Raw genomic sequence first — 17,406 nt, forward strand, 5'->3', positions numbered from 1 at the left:
GCTTTGATAATACGTATTCCAAATTAGGGAGGGATTGTAGTGAGTACTCATAAGATTGAATTAACTCAGGAAAATCTTATTGGTTCATTTACAAATGAGGTAACCCCCATTTTGAGCGTGAAATCTGGTGATTCCATTCGTTTTCAGACGCTGGATGCGGGCTGGGGCACGGGTGTGAGTTATGCAGAACGCATGAAACCTTTTGATCGACAAGGTGAAAAAGATGGAGGTCATGCCTTAATCGGTCCGATCTATATCGATGAGGCGAAGCAAGGACAGACGTTGGAGATTGTTTTCAATGAGATCGTGCCCGGGAGTTACGGGTTTACTTCCGCTGGCGGATATCCGAACTGGCAGAACCAGAAGTTACATCTAACAGAGGTTGAAGAACTATCGCTGAACTGGACACTTGATCGCCGAACGATGAGTGGAAGCTGTGAAGTAAAAGGAAAGTCCTTCACTGTATCTCTCTCGCCGTTTATGGGTGTAGTGGGCATGCCGCCAGAGTCAGGTGGGATTCATACGACTTGGCCACCTCGCTATTGTGGAGGGAACATCGACTGCAAGGAACTGGTGCAGGGAAGTAAATTATACTTACCTATCCCCGTAGACGGAGGTTATCTCGTTATTGGTGATGGTCATGCACGGCAGGGAGACGGTGAAGTCAGCTGTCAGGCCATTGAATGTCCAATGGAGCTTGTCGATATCACGATCAACGTGATTGATGATATGATTTTGACCAATCCTCGAGCACATACGCCGTCAGGCTGGCTTACCTTCGGTTTTCATGAAGATTTGAATGAGGCTACCGTTCAAGCATTAGACGGCATGTTAAATCTGATGGGTGAGTTGTACGGACTAGATCGAGTGGAAGCGATTGCACTTGGAAGCGCGGTAATTGACCTGCGTATCACCCAAATTGTGAATGGAGTGAAGGGTGTGCATGCTGTCCTTCCACATGATGCTTTTAAGTAACTTGAGGCCTGTTATACGTCGTATTAGATGAACTTTGGGGGTCGATAAAATGAAAGGCAGGCCACAGATCGTTTTAGATATCGCAGGTGTTTTGTTAAGTAATATGTCGCTGACGTGCTGGAAAGATATGATTCAGGAAACCAACCTATCCGCAGAATCTTTGAAAGTACATTTTGCAGGAATCAAACGAAAGCTCTGGACAGGAATGATGAGGGAAGAAGAGTTCTGGCAATCGTTGAAGGAGATGTATCCCGAATTATCAATAAGCCGAGCGAAAGACATCTTATACAATTCAATTGTTCCCTTACCAGCCGCTCAATACCTTGAGCGATGGAGTGAGTCCGCCGATATCCATCTGCTCAGCAATCATTGTAAGGAATGGATTGAGCCGAATCTGAGCCGTTTAAGCTCATTTACCAAAAGTGTAACCATCTCTAATCAAGTGGGTTTATGCAAACCTGAGATTGAGATATACCAACGGGTCGAAACCTTCCTGGCAGCTGGAGAAGAGGTTCTATTTATAGATGATCAGGAGAAGAATATGCATTCTGCTAGTCTACTCGGTTGGAAGACTTTACTGGCTGACGAAGAAGGAGATTGGGTTAATGAAGTTGAGTCATTGCTAATTTAGACGGTACATAACCGCTAAACTCCAAATTGCTTGAGATGATGATCTAAATGTTTGTATATGCCTTTACCCCATTGCTCGGCTGTTAATTTTCCGAAGAAGGGATGGGGGTGGCGGGAGAATTTTTCTGAAGCACCTTGTTGAAAGATATTAATCTGCTGCTTAAGCTTTTCTTTTTCTGCCATAAACTGTCGTTGGTCATCAATAATGATTGTCGGGATCGTAGACATATTATGGGGCAAGGGCTTGTCATTATAGAACATTGGTTTTGCGAACCGTCCTATAAGTCTCCCAAGTAATCCTCTAGGTGGAAAAGCATTTCCTAAGGGGATATCATGAAATGCTGAACAGTGAGCCAGCATCTGAGAGACCTGCATCGTGCCCCATTTAGGGATGTGATTTTCACTAAGTTGATCCATGCGCTCTGTAATTTCAGCAGCATTTATCGTATCAAATATACTTTTCACAAGAACACCCCAGTCCTCTAGAATATAAAATTTGAACTTAAACGATCCTCATTCTCTTATTGAAAGGTTTATCCTCTTACTATCAAGAATAATAAGATATGGTAAGTTTAGTCAATGTATTATGGGAAAATCATAATTGAAATGGGGGCTACTGAAATGGAAAATAAGGAAACGTTTAATCTCGTAACACATGAATATGAACGATATAGACCCGTCTATCCGAGTGAAATGTTTGATGATATTTTTACATACCTGAATCTTAATAAAGAGGATTCCATTCTAGAGATTGGCTGCGGAACGGGGCAGGCCACTGGCGGATTGGTGAGCAAGGATTATACTAACATCACGTGTATTGAATTAGGCAGCAACTTGGCACAGTTCACCGCAGACAAATTCAAGTCATATCCATCGATTCAAGTAATCAACACTTCCTTTGAGAACTGGAATAACGAAGGAAAGCGATTTCAATTGGTTGTGTCCGGAACGGCCTTTCACTTCATTGATCCAGAGGTTGGTTACCGCCGAGCTTGGGAATTGCTAGAGAATATAGGCGGCATTGGACTTTTCTGGACAGTTCATGTGCCGGTCTATGACCAGCTGCACAATGAAATTCGTTCACACTACATAGCATTAGCCCCTCATCTGGATGATTCTCACTATCCTTCGCCAGATGAAGTTATCCAGGAGCGTAAAGAAATAACAGAAAAATCCGGCTTGTTCACGGATATTGAGGTTAAGGAGTATAACTGGATACAGACTTGCTCTAGCGAAGAATATGTCGCTTTATTAAATACAAATTCGAAGCATCAACAGCTGGCTGAGGATGTTCGGCGCTCACTTCTGGAGCGAGTCAAAGATTCCATAGAGATTGCAGGTGGAACGATAGAGAAACAACATAAGGTTGCTCTTTTTCTAGGGAAGAAAAAGGTCTAAGAATATATGTTTTCATTAATCTACTTAAGAACAGGAGGGAATATATGAGTGATCCGCGTTCAACATACAGTATCCAAACGGCAGTTTTAAGTTTACAAGAGGAATTAGAGAGGTTAAAGATGCAAGCGGTAATGGGGTGGCCCAAAGAGTTCCGAAATCTAGAATGGTATGGTTTGAAAAATGGAATGCGTGTATTGGAGGTCGGAAGCGGACCGGGTTACATTACAGAGCAACTATTGAACAGTCTGCCAGAAAGCGAGCTTACCTCGCTTGAGATTGATCATTCACTGCAAGCACAAGCCAAAGAACGGCTGAAAGATATTCCTTCCACGCGATTACAATTTGTAGAATCTTCCATCTACCAGATGGATCTGCCTGATGATTCTTTTGATTTTGTCGTGGCAAGACTTATCTTTCTTCATTTGAACAATCCTGACGAAGCTGCACAAGAGATATATCGTGTACTGAAGCCTGGCGGCCGTCTTGCCATTATTGATGTGGATGACGGCGTTTTTGGAGCGGTGAATCCTGATGTTCCTGCTTTGCATACGGTATTAATGAAAATTTCGGACTATGTGGCACAACACGGCGGTAATCGCTTAATTGGCAGAAGTCTGCCGCGTCTCCTTTCTGGGAACGGATACATCGATGTTGACATTGATTCTGTCCTTCAACATAGTGATCTATTAGGCATTGAAGGGTTTAAGCAGCAGTTTAATCTTAATCGTTTTGTACATTTTGCTGAAAAAGGTGTGATCAGTTCGGAGGAATTTGCTCAGCTGCAACAAGCTTCTGAAGCGATAAATCATTCGCCGGAAGCCTATGCCATGATGAATTTCATTACAGCTTGCGGCACGAAGCCATTGACATAGCTGGGTTGAAACTAATTAGGGACGGAGGATGGGGATGAATATCGTTCAATCTTTTCAGGAATTAGTAGTTCGAGGGGATCATCAGGGTATGATTGAGTTACTGAAAAACTATGAACAATCCAGACCATTATCTGTTAATGAACAGGGCTGGGTCTACTGGAATGTTTCAGATGGTTATGCCTTGTTAAGAGAGCCGGAACCGCTTTATACCAATCACCGGGAATTCTTCGAATGGGGGAAAGAAAATCTCGCTCCGGAGCAGTTACACTGGATCGTTTCGGATTCAACACAAGCGTTGTCATTATCTCTGGGGAACTACTTTGATCATTGGATGGATTGGTACCAATATGCTTGTGATCATGCCCCGAAGGTGGATACCAACCGAGGTGTTCGATTCGAGAGCCATCGAGCTTTGGGTGGTTCGCTTTGGGTTTTGGAGAGATACAGTGAAATGGACAGTGTGCTTGAAAATATGAACCAGCTTATACAAGAAGATGAGACATGGTCCAATATTCTTTTTGCCCGGATTACATACAACAAACAGCGTCTGGCCTATCTGTATCATGCCGGGGATTTTGCTGGAGTCGAAGCTCTTGTAAACGAAACGATGGACTTGATTGATGAAATCAATGATGGAGCAATGCCTATTTCAAGAAAAGATGAAGTGGTCGGTAGCTGGGAGGATATTAATGTCTCTAGAAATTCGCAGAGAGATATCAACATTGCGTTGAACAATTTGGCCTGTATTTTAACGGATATTGAAAGGTATGAGGAAAGTGTGAAATTGTTTATGCAGATACAGGAACGTGGTCACCACATGAATTCATATGGTTTTTCCAAATGGATATATTCGATATGGAAGACAAGAGGGACTGAGGCAGTTAAAGATGCATTAGCAGTTAATGCATCTTATGAAATAGCTGACCTTGTGACACATACTCCTGAACTATTAGAGATCAAAGGTTTAGCATAAATTAACTGAAGTTGGGAGAAGTTTGCACAACAACGTGAAAGGAGTGATGTCATATGAGAAACAATACGAATCTGAGTAGAAGAAATAAAGTTGCCAGAGGTGTGTTTGTCTAGCGCAGAGGACCCAAGGAAGGGTTCAGAGGGATTCCTCTGTGTAATCTTCACGAGGAGGAATTTCAATTTATGATTCATTTAAAACGTGTGTCGGTGGATAACTGGTATGCATGTACTCAACTGAATGTAACGGAAGAACAGAAAAAAAGTTTTCCCGCGCCGGTTGTATATTGGATTGCTGAATCCAAGGTGGTGACCGATTTTCGACCCATGGCCATCTATTATGATTCGGATCTGGTTGGTTTTGCTGTGTACTCAGATCAGCCGGATCATGAGGATAACTACTGGCTCCTTGCTCTAATGGTAGATACAAAATATCAGGGCAGAGGTTATGGAAGAGAAGCGCTTAGGAAGTTGATTGATCTAATGAAAGAATCGCTGAACTGCAAACGCATCATGATTGGACATAGGCCGGAAAATAGTATCGCCGGGAATTTGTATGAATCACTTGGTTTTCAGAGAGTAAGTGAAGGGCTGATTGATGGCGAGTTTATTCGGCTTCTAAGATGCAAGTAGTGCCAAAACACACGCAATTTGGATTGTAAAGGAGGTAGCTTGTCTTTGAAGCATGTACACATTATTTTCTCATTACTCTTTATCATGTTAGGCATTGTGATTATTACGATCTCTAAAATGATTGAAGAGGTGATTCCCAAACTAGGGTATGCAGCATTCCAGTCAGCAGCAGCTGGCAGTTATACTCCGAGTGATTATCAAGTGAATTTTGAACTGAATTATTGGATAGGTGCGATATGCATTTTGGGTGGAGTTATCTGTTTATTAGCCAGAATGAATTGGGTTCAGAACTCCATCCGTGAAATGAATATAAGAAACAAAGCGTTTGATGAAACTCATAATTATGACGACACAAGAGAACTGAAATAGGTTATGATATGACATAAAAAAAGAAAGGGCAGATTGATATGATTACATTCCAATACTTTGAACCGGAAGATTTTGAACAACTAATCGAGTGGAGTGGGGATGAAGCATTTCTGCTCCAGTGGGCCGGCCCTCAGTTCCACTATCCACTTTCCAGAGAACAGCTATCGGATTATTTGCATGGTGCGAATGATAAAAACACTTCAAATAAGTTCATTTATAAAGTGATGGATGAATCGACCCAGGAGATTGTAGGCCATATTGCTCTTGGCGGTATCGATCGATATAATCGTTCAGGGCGTATCGGTAAGGTGCTTCTTGGCAAGCCATATCAGGGTAAAGGCTATGGAAAGCAAATGATCGATGAGGCACTTCGAATTGGATTTGAAGAGGAGAAGTTACACCGGATCAGTCTGGGCGTATTTGATTTTAATGTCTCAGCCATCCGATGTTATGAAAAAGCGGGCTTTGTACAAGAAGGACTTATTCGTGATGCGAGAAGATATGAAGATACCTTCTGGAATCTTATTGAGATGAGCATTCTAGAAAACGAATGGAAAAAATAACTTCTCAAAAGGGATCATATACTTGAAAGGAGGTTCTCCCACTCGTCATGCTGAGCATACTGAAAAAGCTGACTTTTTGGTTTGTTATTTTCTCGCTAACCGTATGTTTCATTAATCTATCAGGAAATGATGATAAGAATATTCTGATTTACCTAACGAATCCTATAAATCCATTGCTGAATGACTGGTTGACCAAAATAAATACAAATCCAGAGACGAACTCATTGTTCAGGCCGTTAATATACTTGTTACATTTGATTTTTTGGGGCGGAGTGGGGTTCATCCTGGATCGGCTCATTATGAAGCTTAAACGTAAAGGGTAGATATGAGCAACTCTCAGAAAAAGGTCATCTTTCATGAGAAACCCTTCGATAAACGGATGTAATAACTACGTGTACGAAAATTTAAAAGGGGATGTCCTCCTGTCATCAGAATGACAGGAGGACATCCCCTTAATTAATTGCTTCCTGGTTTATTTCAATGATCCCCGTATCAATAAATTCCTTCACAGGCACACTGTCGCTAGCGAGTAACAGGGTCTCCATCATTTTGGCACCCCAGACTCCTTCATTCTGAGAAATGACAGCAGACAATTGACCGTTGAGCAACCCGTTTTCACTAGTCGGGCTATCACCGAACGCGATTAAATGCCGGTTAAGGCCTTTTGCTTTCCAGATCAGGGTAGAAGCAGAGACAGAAACAAAATCGAGCCCGATAATCGCATTGAAGTGAGGGTGAGCTTGAATCATGTTCTCCATATCGGACATGGCTTGATCTTCATTCCCTTGATGATAACGAACTTCCAAGATTTCGATGTCTGTTTCACTGCGGATATAATCAATGAATCCATTAAGCCGCTGCTGCAAACCTTGCATCTCCTCCAAACCATTCTCGACAAGAATCATGCCTTGATTATGCAGAAGTCTTGTAGTTGTCATCGCGAATTGCTGGCCGGTACGATAGTTATCGGCGCCCACATAAGCGATTCGGTGACTGGATGGAACATCTGACTCAAATGTAATGACCGGAATACCCGCAGCTTGGGCTGCATCAATAACGGGGGTAAGTGCAGCAGCATCCACAGGCGATATAGCGATTCCGTCCACATGCTGTTTGATCATATTCTCCATGATACGGATCTGCTGTTCGGTGTTGGCTTCATCAGGTGCGTTTACAATTAACGTGATATTGTGTTTCCCTGCATACTCCGTTGCATCCTTCGTGATCATCTCATAGGTTGGATACGTCATTGGATAAATAATACCGAAAGTTTTGCTCGCTGTAGATTTCTCTACAGGTGAAGTCGCAGGAAGTGTTGCAGCCATCTGCTGTGGGCGAATGTGTGCCGAACCGGATGAAACGGTCATCGGGAACAGCAGTATTAGTGTAAGTAAAAGTGCAAATCTGGCTTTATTCATACATCGGCTCTTTTCTCATGTCTGATGATCTGGCCTGCGATTCCTCGGTTCCTTGAGTGCGGTATTCTCTTGGCGTAAAACCTGTTGTTTTCTTGAATATATTAGAAAAATAGTGAGAATCGTTGTAACCAACTTTGTAAGCAATCTCAAAGGTTTTGTTGTTGGTTGTTTTCAGCAGCTCTTTGGCTTTACCGATTCGAATCTGGGTTAGATACTCCGTTATCGTTTGACCAGTTTCTTGACTGAAAATCTTGCTTAAATGACTTGGACTGATTCTGACGTGTGCAGAAATCATCTTCAACGAGACCTGTTCGTTATTGTATTCACGGGATACATAAGCTTTCACCTGATCAATGACATCACTGTATTTTCCGGAGCATGCTGCTCTTCTCTGCCATAACAAGTTAAGCAGGGAGCACAGATATTGGGTGCAATCCTCCCAGCACGTAATCTTCCGAATCGTCTGTTGTAGGGAAGTAATGTTCTCATCCGAATGGTCACTCATGCGGAACAACTGATTCGCGAGCCGAAACGACTCCAGCGTAAGATCATTCAACAGATAGAAGCCATACGAGGAGGACTTCCAGTCGAAGGACTGTAATGGAGCGGCAAACTCCTGCACAAAATGGTCAAGCTGATTGGGGCTGCCGATTTTGAGAAATTCAAGAAACGAATTCCTGTCGAGAAAAAGAGTCGTTTGCTCATCCAGGTTAATGTCATGTAGAGAAGCTCTGTTCTGAAGGGTGAGTCGATTAATATATTTATCCTCCTCCGCTTCCAGATACGAGACATGAATTCCTTGCAGCCGCTCCTGTTGACTGCCAATGCCCAGAATAATATTACATTTGAACGTATGCTCAAGCTCCATACGAACCCGCCCGCGAAGCTGCTCCAGATATACGGATATGCTGTCATCGGAGTGATACTTGAGCAGAAGCACCAACTCGGTCCGGCTTCGAATATAAGGAAGAAGTTCAACGTGGGGATCACGAGTTTCCTCCAGTAAGGGAAGCAGCTTCTTCATCAGGGATTCCGGGTCCCGGGAGTCATCTGTTAATCGAACGTCGATAATGACAATTGTATAATACCGGGCCGAGAGTGGAAGTGAGAGTAGTTTGGCTGATTCAATCGCATCGGTTGTACCGATGAGTCCTCCGCACAGATCGGCCAGCAGTTTTTCTTTGGTGATCGTTCGGTTTGTCATGCGTTGATGTTCTTCATCCATTTGTTTGCTGACCTTATGAAGCATTTGGATTAGCTCTGCTGCACTAATGGGCTTTAGACAGTACTCGGTCACACCAAGTCGGATAGCCTCCTGGGCATAACTGAATTCATCATGACCGCTCATGATAATGATTTTGATATCAGGTTGTTGAGTGCGAACGATGGAGGTCAGTTCCAATCCGTTCATAAATGGCATTTTGATATCCGTAATCAGAATATCCGGAGCCCATTCATGAATTAGTGGTAATGCAAGCTCGCCGTCGGGTGCATCCCCGCAATAGTGAAAACCTTCCTTTTCCCAATCGATGCAGCTCCGTATATTCTCCCGAATTCCAATTTCGTCATCCACAATCATCACCTTTTTCAACGGTTAACCTCCTTGCTTTTGGGGATACGAATCATAAATGTGCTGCCTTCCATATAGGTACTTTTCATTTCAACGCCATAAGCTGGTCCAAAATAGAGTCGAATCCGGTGATGTACATTGAGCAGACCGAATCCGCCTTCCTGCTCGTCATCTTGGGGTGAACGGGAACCGGCCGGCTTCTCCAGCTCTTCACGTAATTGTGCCAATCGATCCGCAGACATGCCAATTCCGTTGTCCTGTACGGTGAGAATGATGCTATTGTCCTCTACATATCCGTGTATGGATATTAGCCCTTGACCGCGTTTGTTCTTGATCCCATGGTAGAGCGCGTTTTCAATCAGGGGCTGTAGCGTCATTTTCAAAATGGGATAATCCTGAAGCTCACGATCAACGCTGATCTCGTAGGTGAGAATATCGTGGTACCTCATCTGTTGAATAACCAAGTAACTCCGCGCATGTTCAAGCTCGGTTTGAATGGATACCCAGTCGAATCCTTTATTCAGACTCAAACGAAAGAACTTCGAGAGGGCCTGCACAAGTTTGATTACATTTTCTTTTTTCTCTGCTTCAGCCATCCATAGGATGGATTCCAACGTGTTATAGAGGAAATGAGGGTTGATCTGAGCTTGCAGCGTACGTAGTTCAGCTATTTTCACCTGTTCATTCTCTCGAATGCTCTTTTCAATTAGTGTTTTGAGCTTATCCAGCATCACGTTGAAGCTTTTGCCCAGATCAGCAATTTCGTCCGAGCCGTGTGGTGTGACTTTGGCTTCCAAGTAACCGTTTGCAGCTTTACGCATCTTGTTCATCAGAATCCGGATGGGAAGAATCAGTCGATTATTCAGGAAAAAATATAACGATATCGCAAAGAAAGCACTTAACAAAACCGTAATGATGATCAATTGGCGAATGCTATTGGCCTCTGCAATGATTTCCTGATAAGGAGCTACCCCGATCATTTTCCATCCGGTCTGTTTTGAGGTGCTGTATACAACAAACTGGGGCTTGGATCCTGCAGACAGGATAAAGCTGTCGTGCTGTAGATGTAAAGGGACCGATCGGATCTGATCCATCATGGTTATGGATGCCGGGGTGACATCCGGCCTGAAGAGTGTATTTCCGTATTGATCACTAATATAGAAAAAACCGGAATCCTTAATGGGGGTATTCGTCAAAAAATCATCAATGAACGAATCATTCAAATCAATCACTATGAACCCGATGACCTCATGTGTAATTCGCTCTTTGACCGTGGTTATAATTGAAAGCGCATTCTGTTTAGGGTAAGCAAACCCATCCAGCCTGTTATATTCCGCATAGGCTGCAGAATGAGGGATGCGCAGAATGGCATCCGGATACTGTATCAGATACTTGAAGTACGGGTTACGCAGCGGATTTCGTTCCAGCTTGAACACGCCTTTTCGTTCACTTATGCCTTTTCCATAGAAATTCACGAACGAGATATTAAGTACCTTGTCATACTTGTAGGTTTCCCGATAAAGATTGTATGTCTGAAGGATGGCTTTGGCTTCCGGGTAGGACTCCGATTGAGAATACAGGTATTGAAGCACTTGCGGGTTCTTGCCCAGTTCGAGCAGCCGTTCCGTATCCTCAAACAAGATGTCAATGTTCCTGGCAAGCTGGTCGGCAACCAGCTGTGTCGAGGCCTTATTATGATTGGATACGACCGTATAGGATTTGTGGTAAGAAATCAATCCAACCACGATCAGTGGCACTGAACTGAGGATGATAAACATGCTGAGTAATTTAAGCCTGAGGCTTGAAGCAATCCATTGAATGAGTTTCAACGTATTCCACTCCATCTGAAGGGATCAAAAATGTATCATTAGTATAACATGATTTTCTAATATATAAGAGAATCGCTAAATACTACACGATTAAACAAAGAAATTACACTTTTTAGACTCCATTTTTTGAAATTACTAAATTATTACATAAATAAAGTATGAGACTCCATATAAGCTCGGAATGAAAGCGTTCTATAATGTGGTCACACCATAAGGTGAAACGAAAAAAGGGAGGATCACAACATGCGAACCAAAAAAAAGTGGGGACTTGCCATAACATTGGCTATGGTGATGCTGGTCAGCACGGCATGTAGCAGTACCAATGGAGGAGCAGGCTCGGATAATGAAACTTCAACGAGTGGGAATGGCAGTACACCTGCCAGCACCAAAACAATTACGCTTGGTTTTTCGCAGGTTGGTGCAGAGAGTGGCTGGCGTTCGGCGAATACCAAGTCGATTCAGGATTCAGCCAAAGAAGCAGGTTATGATTTGAAATTCTCCGATGCGCAGCAGAAGCAGGAAAATCAAATTAAAGCTTTGCGATCCTTCATACAGCAGAAGGTGACGGTGATTGCTTTTTCCCCTGTTGTAGAATCCGGTTGGGATACCGTATTGAAGGAAGCGAAGGATGCAGGCATTCCCGTAATTTTGACGGACCGTGCTGTGGATTCGCCGGATAAAACCCTCTACAAAACCTTTATTGGCTCCGACTTTGTAGAAGAAGGACGCAAAGCAGGTCAGTGGCTTAGTGACCAATACAAAGACACACAAGACGAGATCAATATCGTTGAGTTGCAGGGTACAACAGGCTCCGCACCAGCGAATGACCGTCAAGAGGGCTTTATGGAATTGATTGCTTCCAATTCGAAGCTTAAAGTGATTGCTTCACAATCAGGTGACTTTACACGTGCCAAAGGCAAAGAAGTCATGCAAGCTTTTCTCAAAGCACATAAAAAAATAGATGTTCTCTATGCACATAATGACGATATGGCACTTGGTGCAATTCAGGCCATTGAAGCGGCAGGATTGAAACCAGGCGTAGATATTACCATTATCTCTGTGGATGCCGTGAAGGATGGTATGCAGGCTGCTGCTGATGGCAAAATCAACTTTATCGTTGAATGTAATCCGTTGTTAGGACCTCAATTAATGGAAGCGGTTCAATCGGTAGTGGACGGGAAAGACATCGAACCCCGAATCGTTACGGATGAGACGACCTTCACATCGGAGCAAGCCAAAGAAGCATTGCCAACACGCGAATATTAAAAGCAGATTCGTATAACACCGAAAAGTCATTTTTCGACCAGGCTGTCGCTAAATGACTTTTTTCCATAACAAAGGAGAGGGTTATATGGCCGAGCAAGCACCCATTTTGCAAATGACAGGCATCACCAAACAATTTCCCGGGGTTAAAGCGCTATCCAGCGTCAGCTTTCGCTTGTTTCCGGGCGAGATTCATGCCTTGATGGGTGAGAATGGAGCGGGGAAGTCGACGCTTATTAAAGTTCTGACTGGCGTTTATTCCATTGATGAAGGAACGGTAACCATGGATAACCGGCATCTTTCGATCTCCGGTCCGCTTGAAGCGCAAAAGGCGGGAATCAGTACCGTTTATCAAGAGGTCAATCTTTGTCCGAACTTAACGGTCGCTGAGAATATTTTCATCGGGCGGGAGCCGATGCGATTTGGCAAAATCAATTGGAAGCAAATGAACAAAGATGCGGAGAACATTCTGCGAGACAGATTACATCTGTCCATCGACGTTAAGGCTCCTTTACAGACCTACTCGGTCGCGATGCAACAACTGATTGCAATTGCAAGAGCACTCAGCATCTCGGCAAAAGTGCTCATATTGGATGAACCCACATCCAGTCTGGACAAAAACGAGGTTCAGCAACTGTTTCGTATTATGCACAAATTAAAGAGTGAAGGTCTCGCAATTCTTTTTGTTACTCATTTTCTTGATCAGGTATACGAAATGTCGGATCGTCTAACGGTGCTCCGTAACGGGGAATTGGAAGGAGAGTACATAGCCGCAGAACTTCCACGCATGGAACTGGTGCTCAAGATGATCGGCAAGGAGCTTGAGGTGCTTGAGGAGCTTCCGAAGGAAGCAGATGCTGCCCAGGCGGAGTCGGGAGAAATGTTAATTACCGCTAAGGCACTTGGACGCAAAGGAGCAATTGAGCCATTTGATCTGGACATTCGCAAAGGAGAAGTCGTTGGCTTGGCTGGATTATTGGGGTCTGGTCGTACTGAGATTGCTCGCCTTTTCTTTGGTGCAGATCGTTCAGATGAAGGCAAGCTGCTCGTTGTAGGTACAGGAAGTACGGTCAAGTCTCCGCGTCATGCAATTGATCAGAATATTGCTTTTTGCTCCGAGAACCGTAAAACCGAAGGCATAATCGATGATTTGACCATTCGGGAGAACATTATTCTGGCTTTACAAGCGACACGAGGCTGGTCCAAACCAATCTCACGCAAGAAACAGGATGAGATCGCCGAAAAGTACATCAACCTGTTAAATATCCATCCGAAAAACCCGGAGCATTTAATTAAAAATCTGAGCGGCGGTAATCAGCAAAAGGTGTTGCTTGCACGGTGGCTGCTGATGAACCCCGATCTGTTGATTCTCGATGAACCTACACGTGGAATTGATATCGGTGCCAAGACTGAAATACAGAAGCTGGTGCTCTCTCTGTCGAAGCAGGGCATGGCCGTGCTGTTCATTTCGTCCGAGCTGGAAGAAGTGATTCGTGTCAGCCACCGGATTGCCGTAATCCGGGACCGCAAAAAAGTGCAAGAACTTAGCGGGGATCAGATCCATCAACAGCAAATCATGAAAGCAATGGCAGGAGGTTAAAGAGATGGCGGGCAAGATGCGTAAACATCATTTGTTTTGGCCGTTATGTATGCTTGGTTTACTTTTAATCTTTAATTTGCTGTACTCTCCGGATTTCTTCTCCCTCGTCATGCGTGAAGGGAATCTGTATGGCAGCTTGATTGATATTCTCAATTTTGGAGCGCCCTTAATTCTGGTATCGATCGGTATGACACTGGTGATTGCGACCGGAGGTATCGATTTGTCCGTGGGCTCCATTGTAGCGATCTCCGGTGCCGTGGCTTGTATGAGCATCAGCAGAGGAGTGGATCAGAATTCGCTCGGGCTTATGTTGGGTGCACTTGGATTATCTATAGGTCTCTCACTGATCTTGGGCATATGGAATGGGGCGCTGGTTTCGGTCGCCCGAATCCAACCCATTATTGCAACGCTTATTCTGATGGTAGCTGGACGTGGGATTGCGCAATTGATTACGAGTGGACAGATTATTACTGTATCCAACGCAAACTATGCCTATATCGGGGCAGGTTCGCTTGCAGCATTGCCTTTTTCCATCTTCATCGTATTAACTGTGCTGCTTGTTGCCTCACTGTTGACGAGAAAAACGGCACTGGGACTGTTTATCGAATCGGTCGGAAGTAACGCAAACGCGAGCCAACTGGCAGGTATTCGTTCAAAAACGGTTATTCTCACGGTATATGTCTTCTGTGGTCTGTGTGCCGGCATTGCCGGGCTTATTCTCAGCTCAAATGTATCCAGTGCGGATGGAAACAACGCAGGTCTGTGGTATGAACTTGATGCCATTCTTGCTGTAGTCATCGGGGGGACTTCGCTCAATGGTGGTCGTTTCTATCTAATGGGTACTGTCGTTGGAGCACTCATTATCCAAACCTTAACAACGACGATCTATATGATTGGAGTCCCGCCAGAAGTTACGTTGGTTGTCAAAGCCTTTGTTGTACTGGCCGTATGTTTGATTCAATCCGATTCATTCCGCAATTCTATGGTGATCCGTTGGAAAAAACGGAAGTTTCCAGCCGAACAGGGGGTTAACCGCCATGTTTCTTAATCGTAAGTATCTCCCGGTCTTTGTCACCTTCGGTTTGCTGGCCGTGATGTTTGCCATAGGCTCTTTCCGGTATACGGGGTTCTTTTCCACACAGGTACTGCTTAATCTTCTCATTGATAACGCATTTCTGATTATCACGGCGATTGGCATGACTTTTGTGATTGTATCGGGAGGAATCGACCTGTCGGTAGGTTCTGTCATTGCGCTGACGACCATCATTAGCGCAAGTCTGGTCGAGAAGCAAGGGTGGTCGCCTGCGATCGTTATACCGATGGTGCTTGTCATGGGTGCGCTCTTTGGCACAGTCATGGGGGCGATCATCCACTATTTTAAAATTCAGCCTTTCATCGTGACACTGGCAGGCATGTTTTTGGCGCGGGGGCTGTGTTATGTCATCAGTCTCGACACCATTACCATTACGAATCCATTTTACACACAGGTTGCGCAGGCGAAGATTTCCCTGCCAGGGGGCAGCTTTGTCTCCATTAATGTGATTATTGCTCTGGTCATTGTACTACTCGCGATCTACCTGGCACATTACACCCGGTTTGGGCGCAACGTTTACGCCATCGGCGGAAGCGAGCAATCCGCGTTGCTCATGGGACTGCCGGTTGCACGTACCAAAATCCTGGTGTACACGTTCAGCGGTTTGTGTTCCGCGCTTGCCGGTGTTGTCTTTACCTTCTATATGTTATCCGGTTATGGATTACACGCCATGGGTCTTGAACTCGATACCATCGCGGCTGTTGTGATCGGAGGCACCTTGTTAACAGGTGGTGTAGGGTATGTGGCGGGAACCTTTATTGGTGTATTGATCCAGGGGGCTATCCAAACTATAATTAGCTTCGAAGGTACGCTCAGCTCATGGTGGACCAAGATTGTGATTGGCCTGATGCTGTTTGTTTTTATTTTGTTCCAGCGACTTCTTAGCGGGCGGCGAGTATCCTCGAAATCACTGCATTAAGTTGATCGAATTAAATGATATTGAATACGGATACCGACACAATGATATAACAATATGCGCTCTGCATTGCTGAATGCTGAGCGTAACATGGAGATGGGGGATACGTGAGTGAGAAGACATGTGAACTGGTTGTGTTTGTTCATTCTACTGCTGCTTGTCGGCTGCACAACCCCTGAGTCTGAATCTGTTCCTCCTCCCATCTCGTCTAACAACTTAGAAACTCTTCCCTCCGTTGAGGAATGGATGGAATCAGCGGTAGCAAGGGATACCTCTACGAAACCGATTGTCTTGGGTTTTTCACAACTGGGCAGAGAGAGTGCCTGGCGTCTGGCAAACTCCACGTCTATTCGGAATGCTGCGGCTGAATCGGGAATCTCCCTTGTAATAAAAAATGCAGAACAGTCTCAGACGAAACAGTTCGAGGCTGTTCGGTCGTTCATCAGGCAAAAGGTGGATGTCATTGCCATTGCACCGGTCGTAGAATCGGGCTGGGATGGTATTCTTCAGGAGGCCAGGGATGCAGGTATACCCGTAATTATCGTAGACCGGTCAGTTGATGTCAAAGACACTTCACTTTTTGTGACAACGATTGGATCGGACTTTTATGAGGAAGGTGTGAAGGCCGGGAAGTACATTCAGGATCGGATGCGAAATCATCCGGGTTTGATACGGATTGCCGAACTGCAAGGCACAAGTGGTTCTACACCCTCTATCCAGCGTGGCGAGGGCTTTAGAAGCATTTTCGAAACCAGAGCAGATATCATCTTCTCACAAAGTGCTCCTGCCGATTTTACGGAGGACAATGGCAAACAAGTGATGAAAGAATTCCTTCAGGTCCCGGAAGACAAACGGCCGCAGGTTCTTTTTGCCCATAATGATGAAATGGCGTTTGGCGCCATACAAGCGATAGAAGAAGTTGGGCTGAAGCCGGGAGAAGACATTATCATTGTTTCGGTGGACGGCTCCCGCAAAGCACTTGAAATTCTGGCGAGTGGGAAAATCAACGCTGTGGTGGAATGTAATCCGCTGCTTGGTCCTCAGCTTATGCAGGCTACAAAAGAAATTATTGCAGGGCGTACACTCCCGAAGCGCATGGTGCCCCCGGAAGACATTTTTACACAGGAAAGTGCTAAACGGGAGATGTACAACAGGCGATTCTAGAATACGTGAATAAATAGAACATTTTGGATAAAATTCAATTTACTTTAAATAAAGTTATCGTTTATACTGAACTCACCTTGAACTAAAGCTCTTATCTATGAGAAAGGGCGTAGCGGATTACGTGCATATGAAAGCGCTTTTTTT

The 17,406-nt window shown here is 44.4% G+C and carries 17 protein-coding genes; 13 read left to right on the plus strand and 4 right to left on the minus strand.

Translation table 11 applies throughout. From position 1 onward, the window contains the following. The first annotated feature begins 39 nt into the window (after positions 1-39). The gene (locus V6669_RS12230; protein ID WP_338593989.1) at positions 40-975 is read left to right on the plus strand and encodes an acetamidase/formamidase family protein; all 936 of its coding nucleotides are present in this window, start codon (positions 40-42) and stop codon (positions 973-975) included. A gap of 49 nt (positions 976-1,024) precedes the next feature. Beyond that, positions 1,025-1,606, plus strand: coding sequence for an HAD-IA family hydrolase (locus V6669_RS12235; protein ID WP_338593990.1), 582 nt, complete (start codon positions 1,025-1,027; stop codon positions 1,604-1,606). 14 nt (positions 1,607-1,620) lie between these two features. On the opposite strand, the gene V6669_RS12240 is transcribed toward V6669_RS12235, so the two are convergent. Continuing rightward, positions 1,621-2,070: a DUF1569 domain-containing protein gene (locus V6669_RS12240; RefSeq protein WP_338593991.1), complete on the minus strand. Its 450-nt coding sequence runs from the start codon at positions 2,068-2,070 to the stop codon at positions 1,621-1,623. 156 nt (positions 2,071-2,226) lie between these two features. On the opposite strand from V6669_RS12240, the gene V6669_RS12245 reads away from it, so the two are divergent. The 6 genes from V6669_RS12245 to V6669_RS12270 all read left to right on the plus strand — a co-directional run bounded on the left by V6669_RS12245 (position 2,227) and on the right by V6669_RS12270 (position 6,409). Further along, positions 2,227-3,003 (plus strand): class I SAM-dependent methyltransferase, encoded by a 777-nt coding sequence (locus V6669_RS12245; RefSeq protein ID WP_338593992.1) that lies wholly within the window; start codon positions 2,227-2,229, stop codon positions 3,001-3,003. 44 nt (positions 3,004-3,047) lie between these two features. Beyond that, positions 3,048-3,875: a methyltransferase domain-containing protein gene (locus V6669_RS12250; RefSeq protein ID WP_338593994.1), complete on the plus strand. Its 828-nt coding sequence runs from the start codon at positions 3,048-3,050 to the stop codon at positions 3,873-3,875. Between the two features lie 34 nt (positions 3,876-3,909). Continuing rightward, complete coding sequence (locus V6669_RS12255; protein WP_338593996.1) at positions 3,910-4,848, plus strand: hypothetical protein; 939 nt, start codon at positions 3,910-3,912, stop codon at positions 4,846-4,848. A gap of 182 nt (positions 4,849-5,030) precedes the next feature. Then, positions 5,031-5,477: a GNAT family N-acetyltransferase gene (locus V6669_RS12260; protein WP_338593997.1), complete on the plus strand. Its 447-nt coding sequence runs from the start codon at positions 5,031-5,033 to the stop codon at positions 5,475-5,477. 45 nt (positions 5,478-5,522) lie between these two features. Beyond that, positions 5,523-5,846, plus strand: a complete 324-nt coding sequence (locus V6669_RS12265; RefSeq protein WP_338593999.1) for a hypothetical protein — start codon at positions 5,523-5,525, stop codon at positions 5,844-5,846. A gap of 38 nt (positions 5,847-5,884) precedes the next feature. Next, on the plus strand, positions 5,885-6,409 hold the full coding sequence (locus V6669_RS12270; RefSeq protein WP_338594000.1) for a GNAT family protein: 525 nt from the start codon (positions 5,885-5,887) through the stop codon (positions 6,407-6,409). 452 nt (positions 6,410-6,861) lie between these two features. On the opposite strand, the gene V6669_RS12275 is transcribed toward V6669_RS12270, so the two are convergent. The 3 genes from V6669_RS12275 to V6669_RS12285 are packed head-to-tail and all read right to left on the minus strand — an operon-like array spanning position 6,862 to position 11,226. Then, positions 6,862-7,827, minus strand: a complete 966-nt coding sequence (locus V6669_RS12275; RefSeq protein WP_338594002.1) for a substrate-binding domain-containing protein — start codon at positions 7,825-7,827, stop codon at positions 6,862-6,864. Continuing rightward, the gene (locus tag V6669_RS12280) at positions 7,820-9,409 is read right to left on the minus strand and encodes a response regulator (protein ID WP_338594917.1); all 1,590 of its coding nucleotides are present in this window, start codon (positions 9,407-9,409) and stop codon (positions 7,820-7,822) included. Before V6669_RS12280 ends, V6669_RS12275 begins: the two co-directional genes overlap by 8 nt. A gap of 5 nt (positions 9,410-9,414) precedes the next feature. Continuing rightward, a complete protein-coding gene (locus V6669_RS12285) occupies positions 9,415-11,226 on the minus strand; it encodes a sensor histidine kinase (RefSeq protein WP_338594004.1) in 1,812 nt (603 codons plus the stop codon). 243 nt (positions 11,227-11,469) lie between these two features. On the opposite strand from V6669_RS12285, the gene V6669_RS12290 reads away from it, so the two are divergent. From V6669_RS12290 to V6669_RS12310, 5 genes are all read left to right on the plus strand, one after another. Continuing rightward, a complete protein-coding gene (locus V6669_RS12290) occupies positions 11,470-12,492 on the plus strand; it encodes an ABC transporter substrate-binding protein (protein WP_338594005.1) in 1,023 nt (340 codons plus the stop codon). Between the two features lie 85 nt (positions 12,493-12,577). Then, a complete protein-coding gene (locus tag V6669_RS12295) occupies positions 12,578-14,089 on the plus strand; it encodes a sugar ABC transporter ATP-binding protein (protein ID WP_338594007.1) in 1,512 nt (503 codons plus the stop codon). Between the two features lie 4 nt (positions 14,090-14,093). Further along, entirely contained in the window at positions 14,094-15,137 is a 1,044-nt protein-coding gene (locus V6669_RS12300) for an ABC transporter permease (protein ID WP_081745908.1), read from the plus strand. Continuing rightward, positions 15,127-16,101 carry a galactofuranose ABC transporter, permease protein YjfF gene (yjfF, locus tag V6669_RS12305; RefSeq protein ID WP_017689006.1) on the plus strand — a complete coding sequence of 325 codons (975 nt, stop codon included), beginning with the start codon at positions 15,127-15,129 and terminating at the stop codon, positions 16,099-16,101. Before V6669_RS12300 ends, yjfF begins: the two co-directional genes overlap by 11 nt. Positions 16,102-16,209: 108 nt before the next feature. After that, on the plus strand, positions 16,210-17,262 hold the full coding sequence (locus V6669_RS12310) for an ABC transporter substrate-binding protein (RefSeq protein ID WP_076249728.1): 1,053 nt from the start codon (positions 16,210-16,212) through the stop codon (positions 17,260-17,262). The last annotated feature ends 144 nt before the right edge of the window (positions 17,263-17,406 follow it).

The sequence above is a fragment of the Paenibacillus sp. Y5S-9 genome, from assembly GCF_036894235.1.
Taxonomy (GTDB): domain Bacteria; phylum Bacillota; class Bacilli; order Paenibacillales; family Paenibacillaceae; genus Paenibacillus.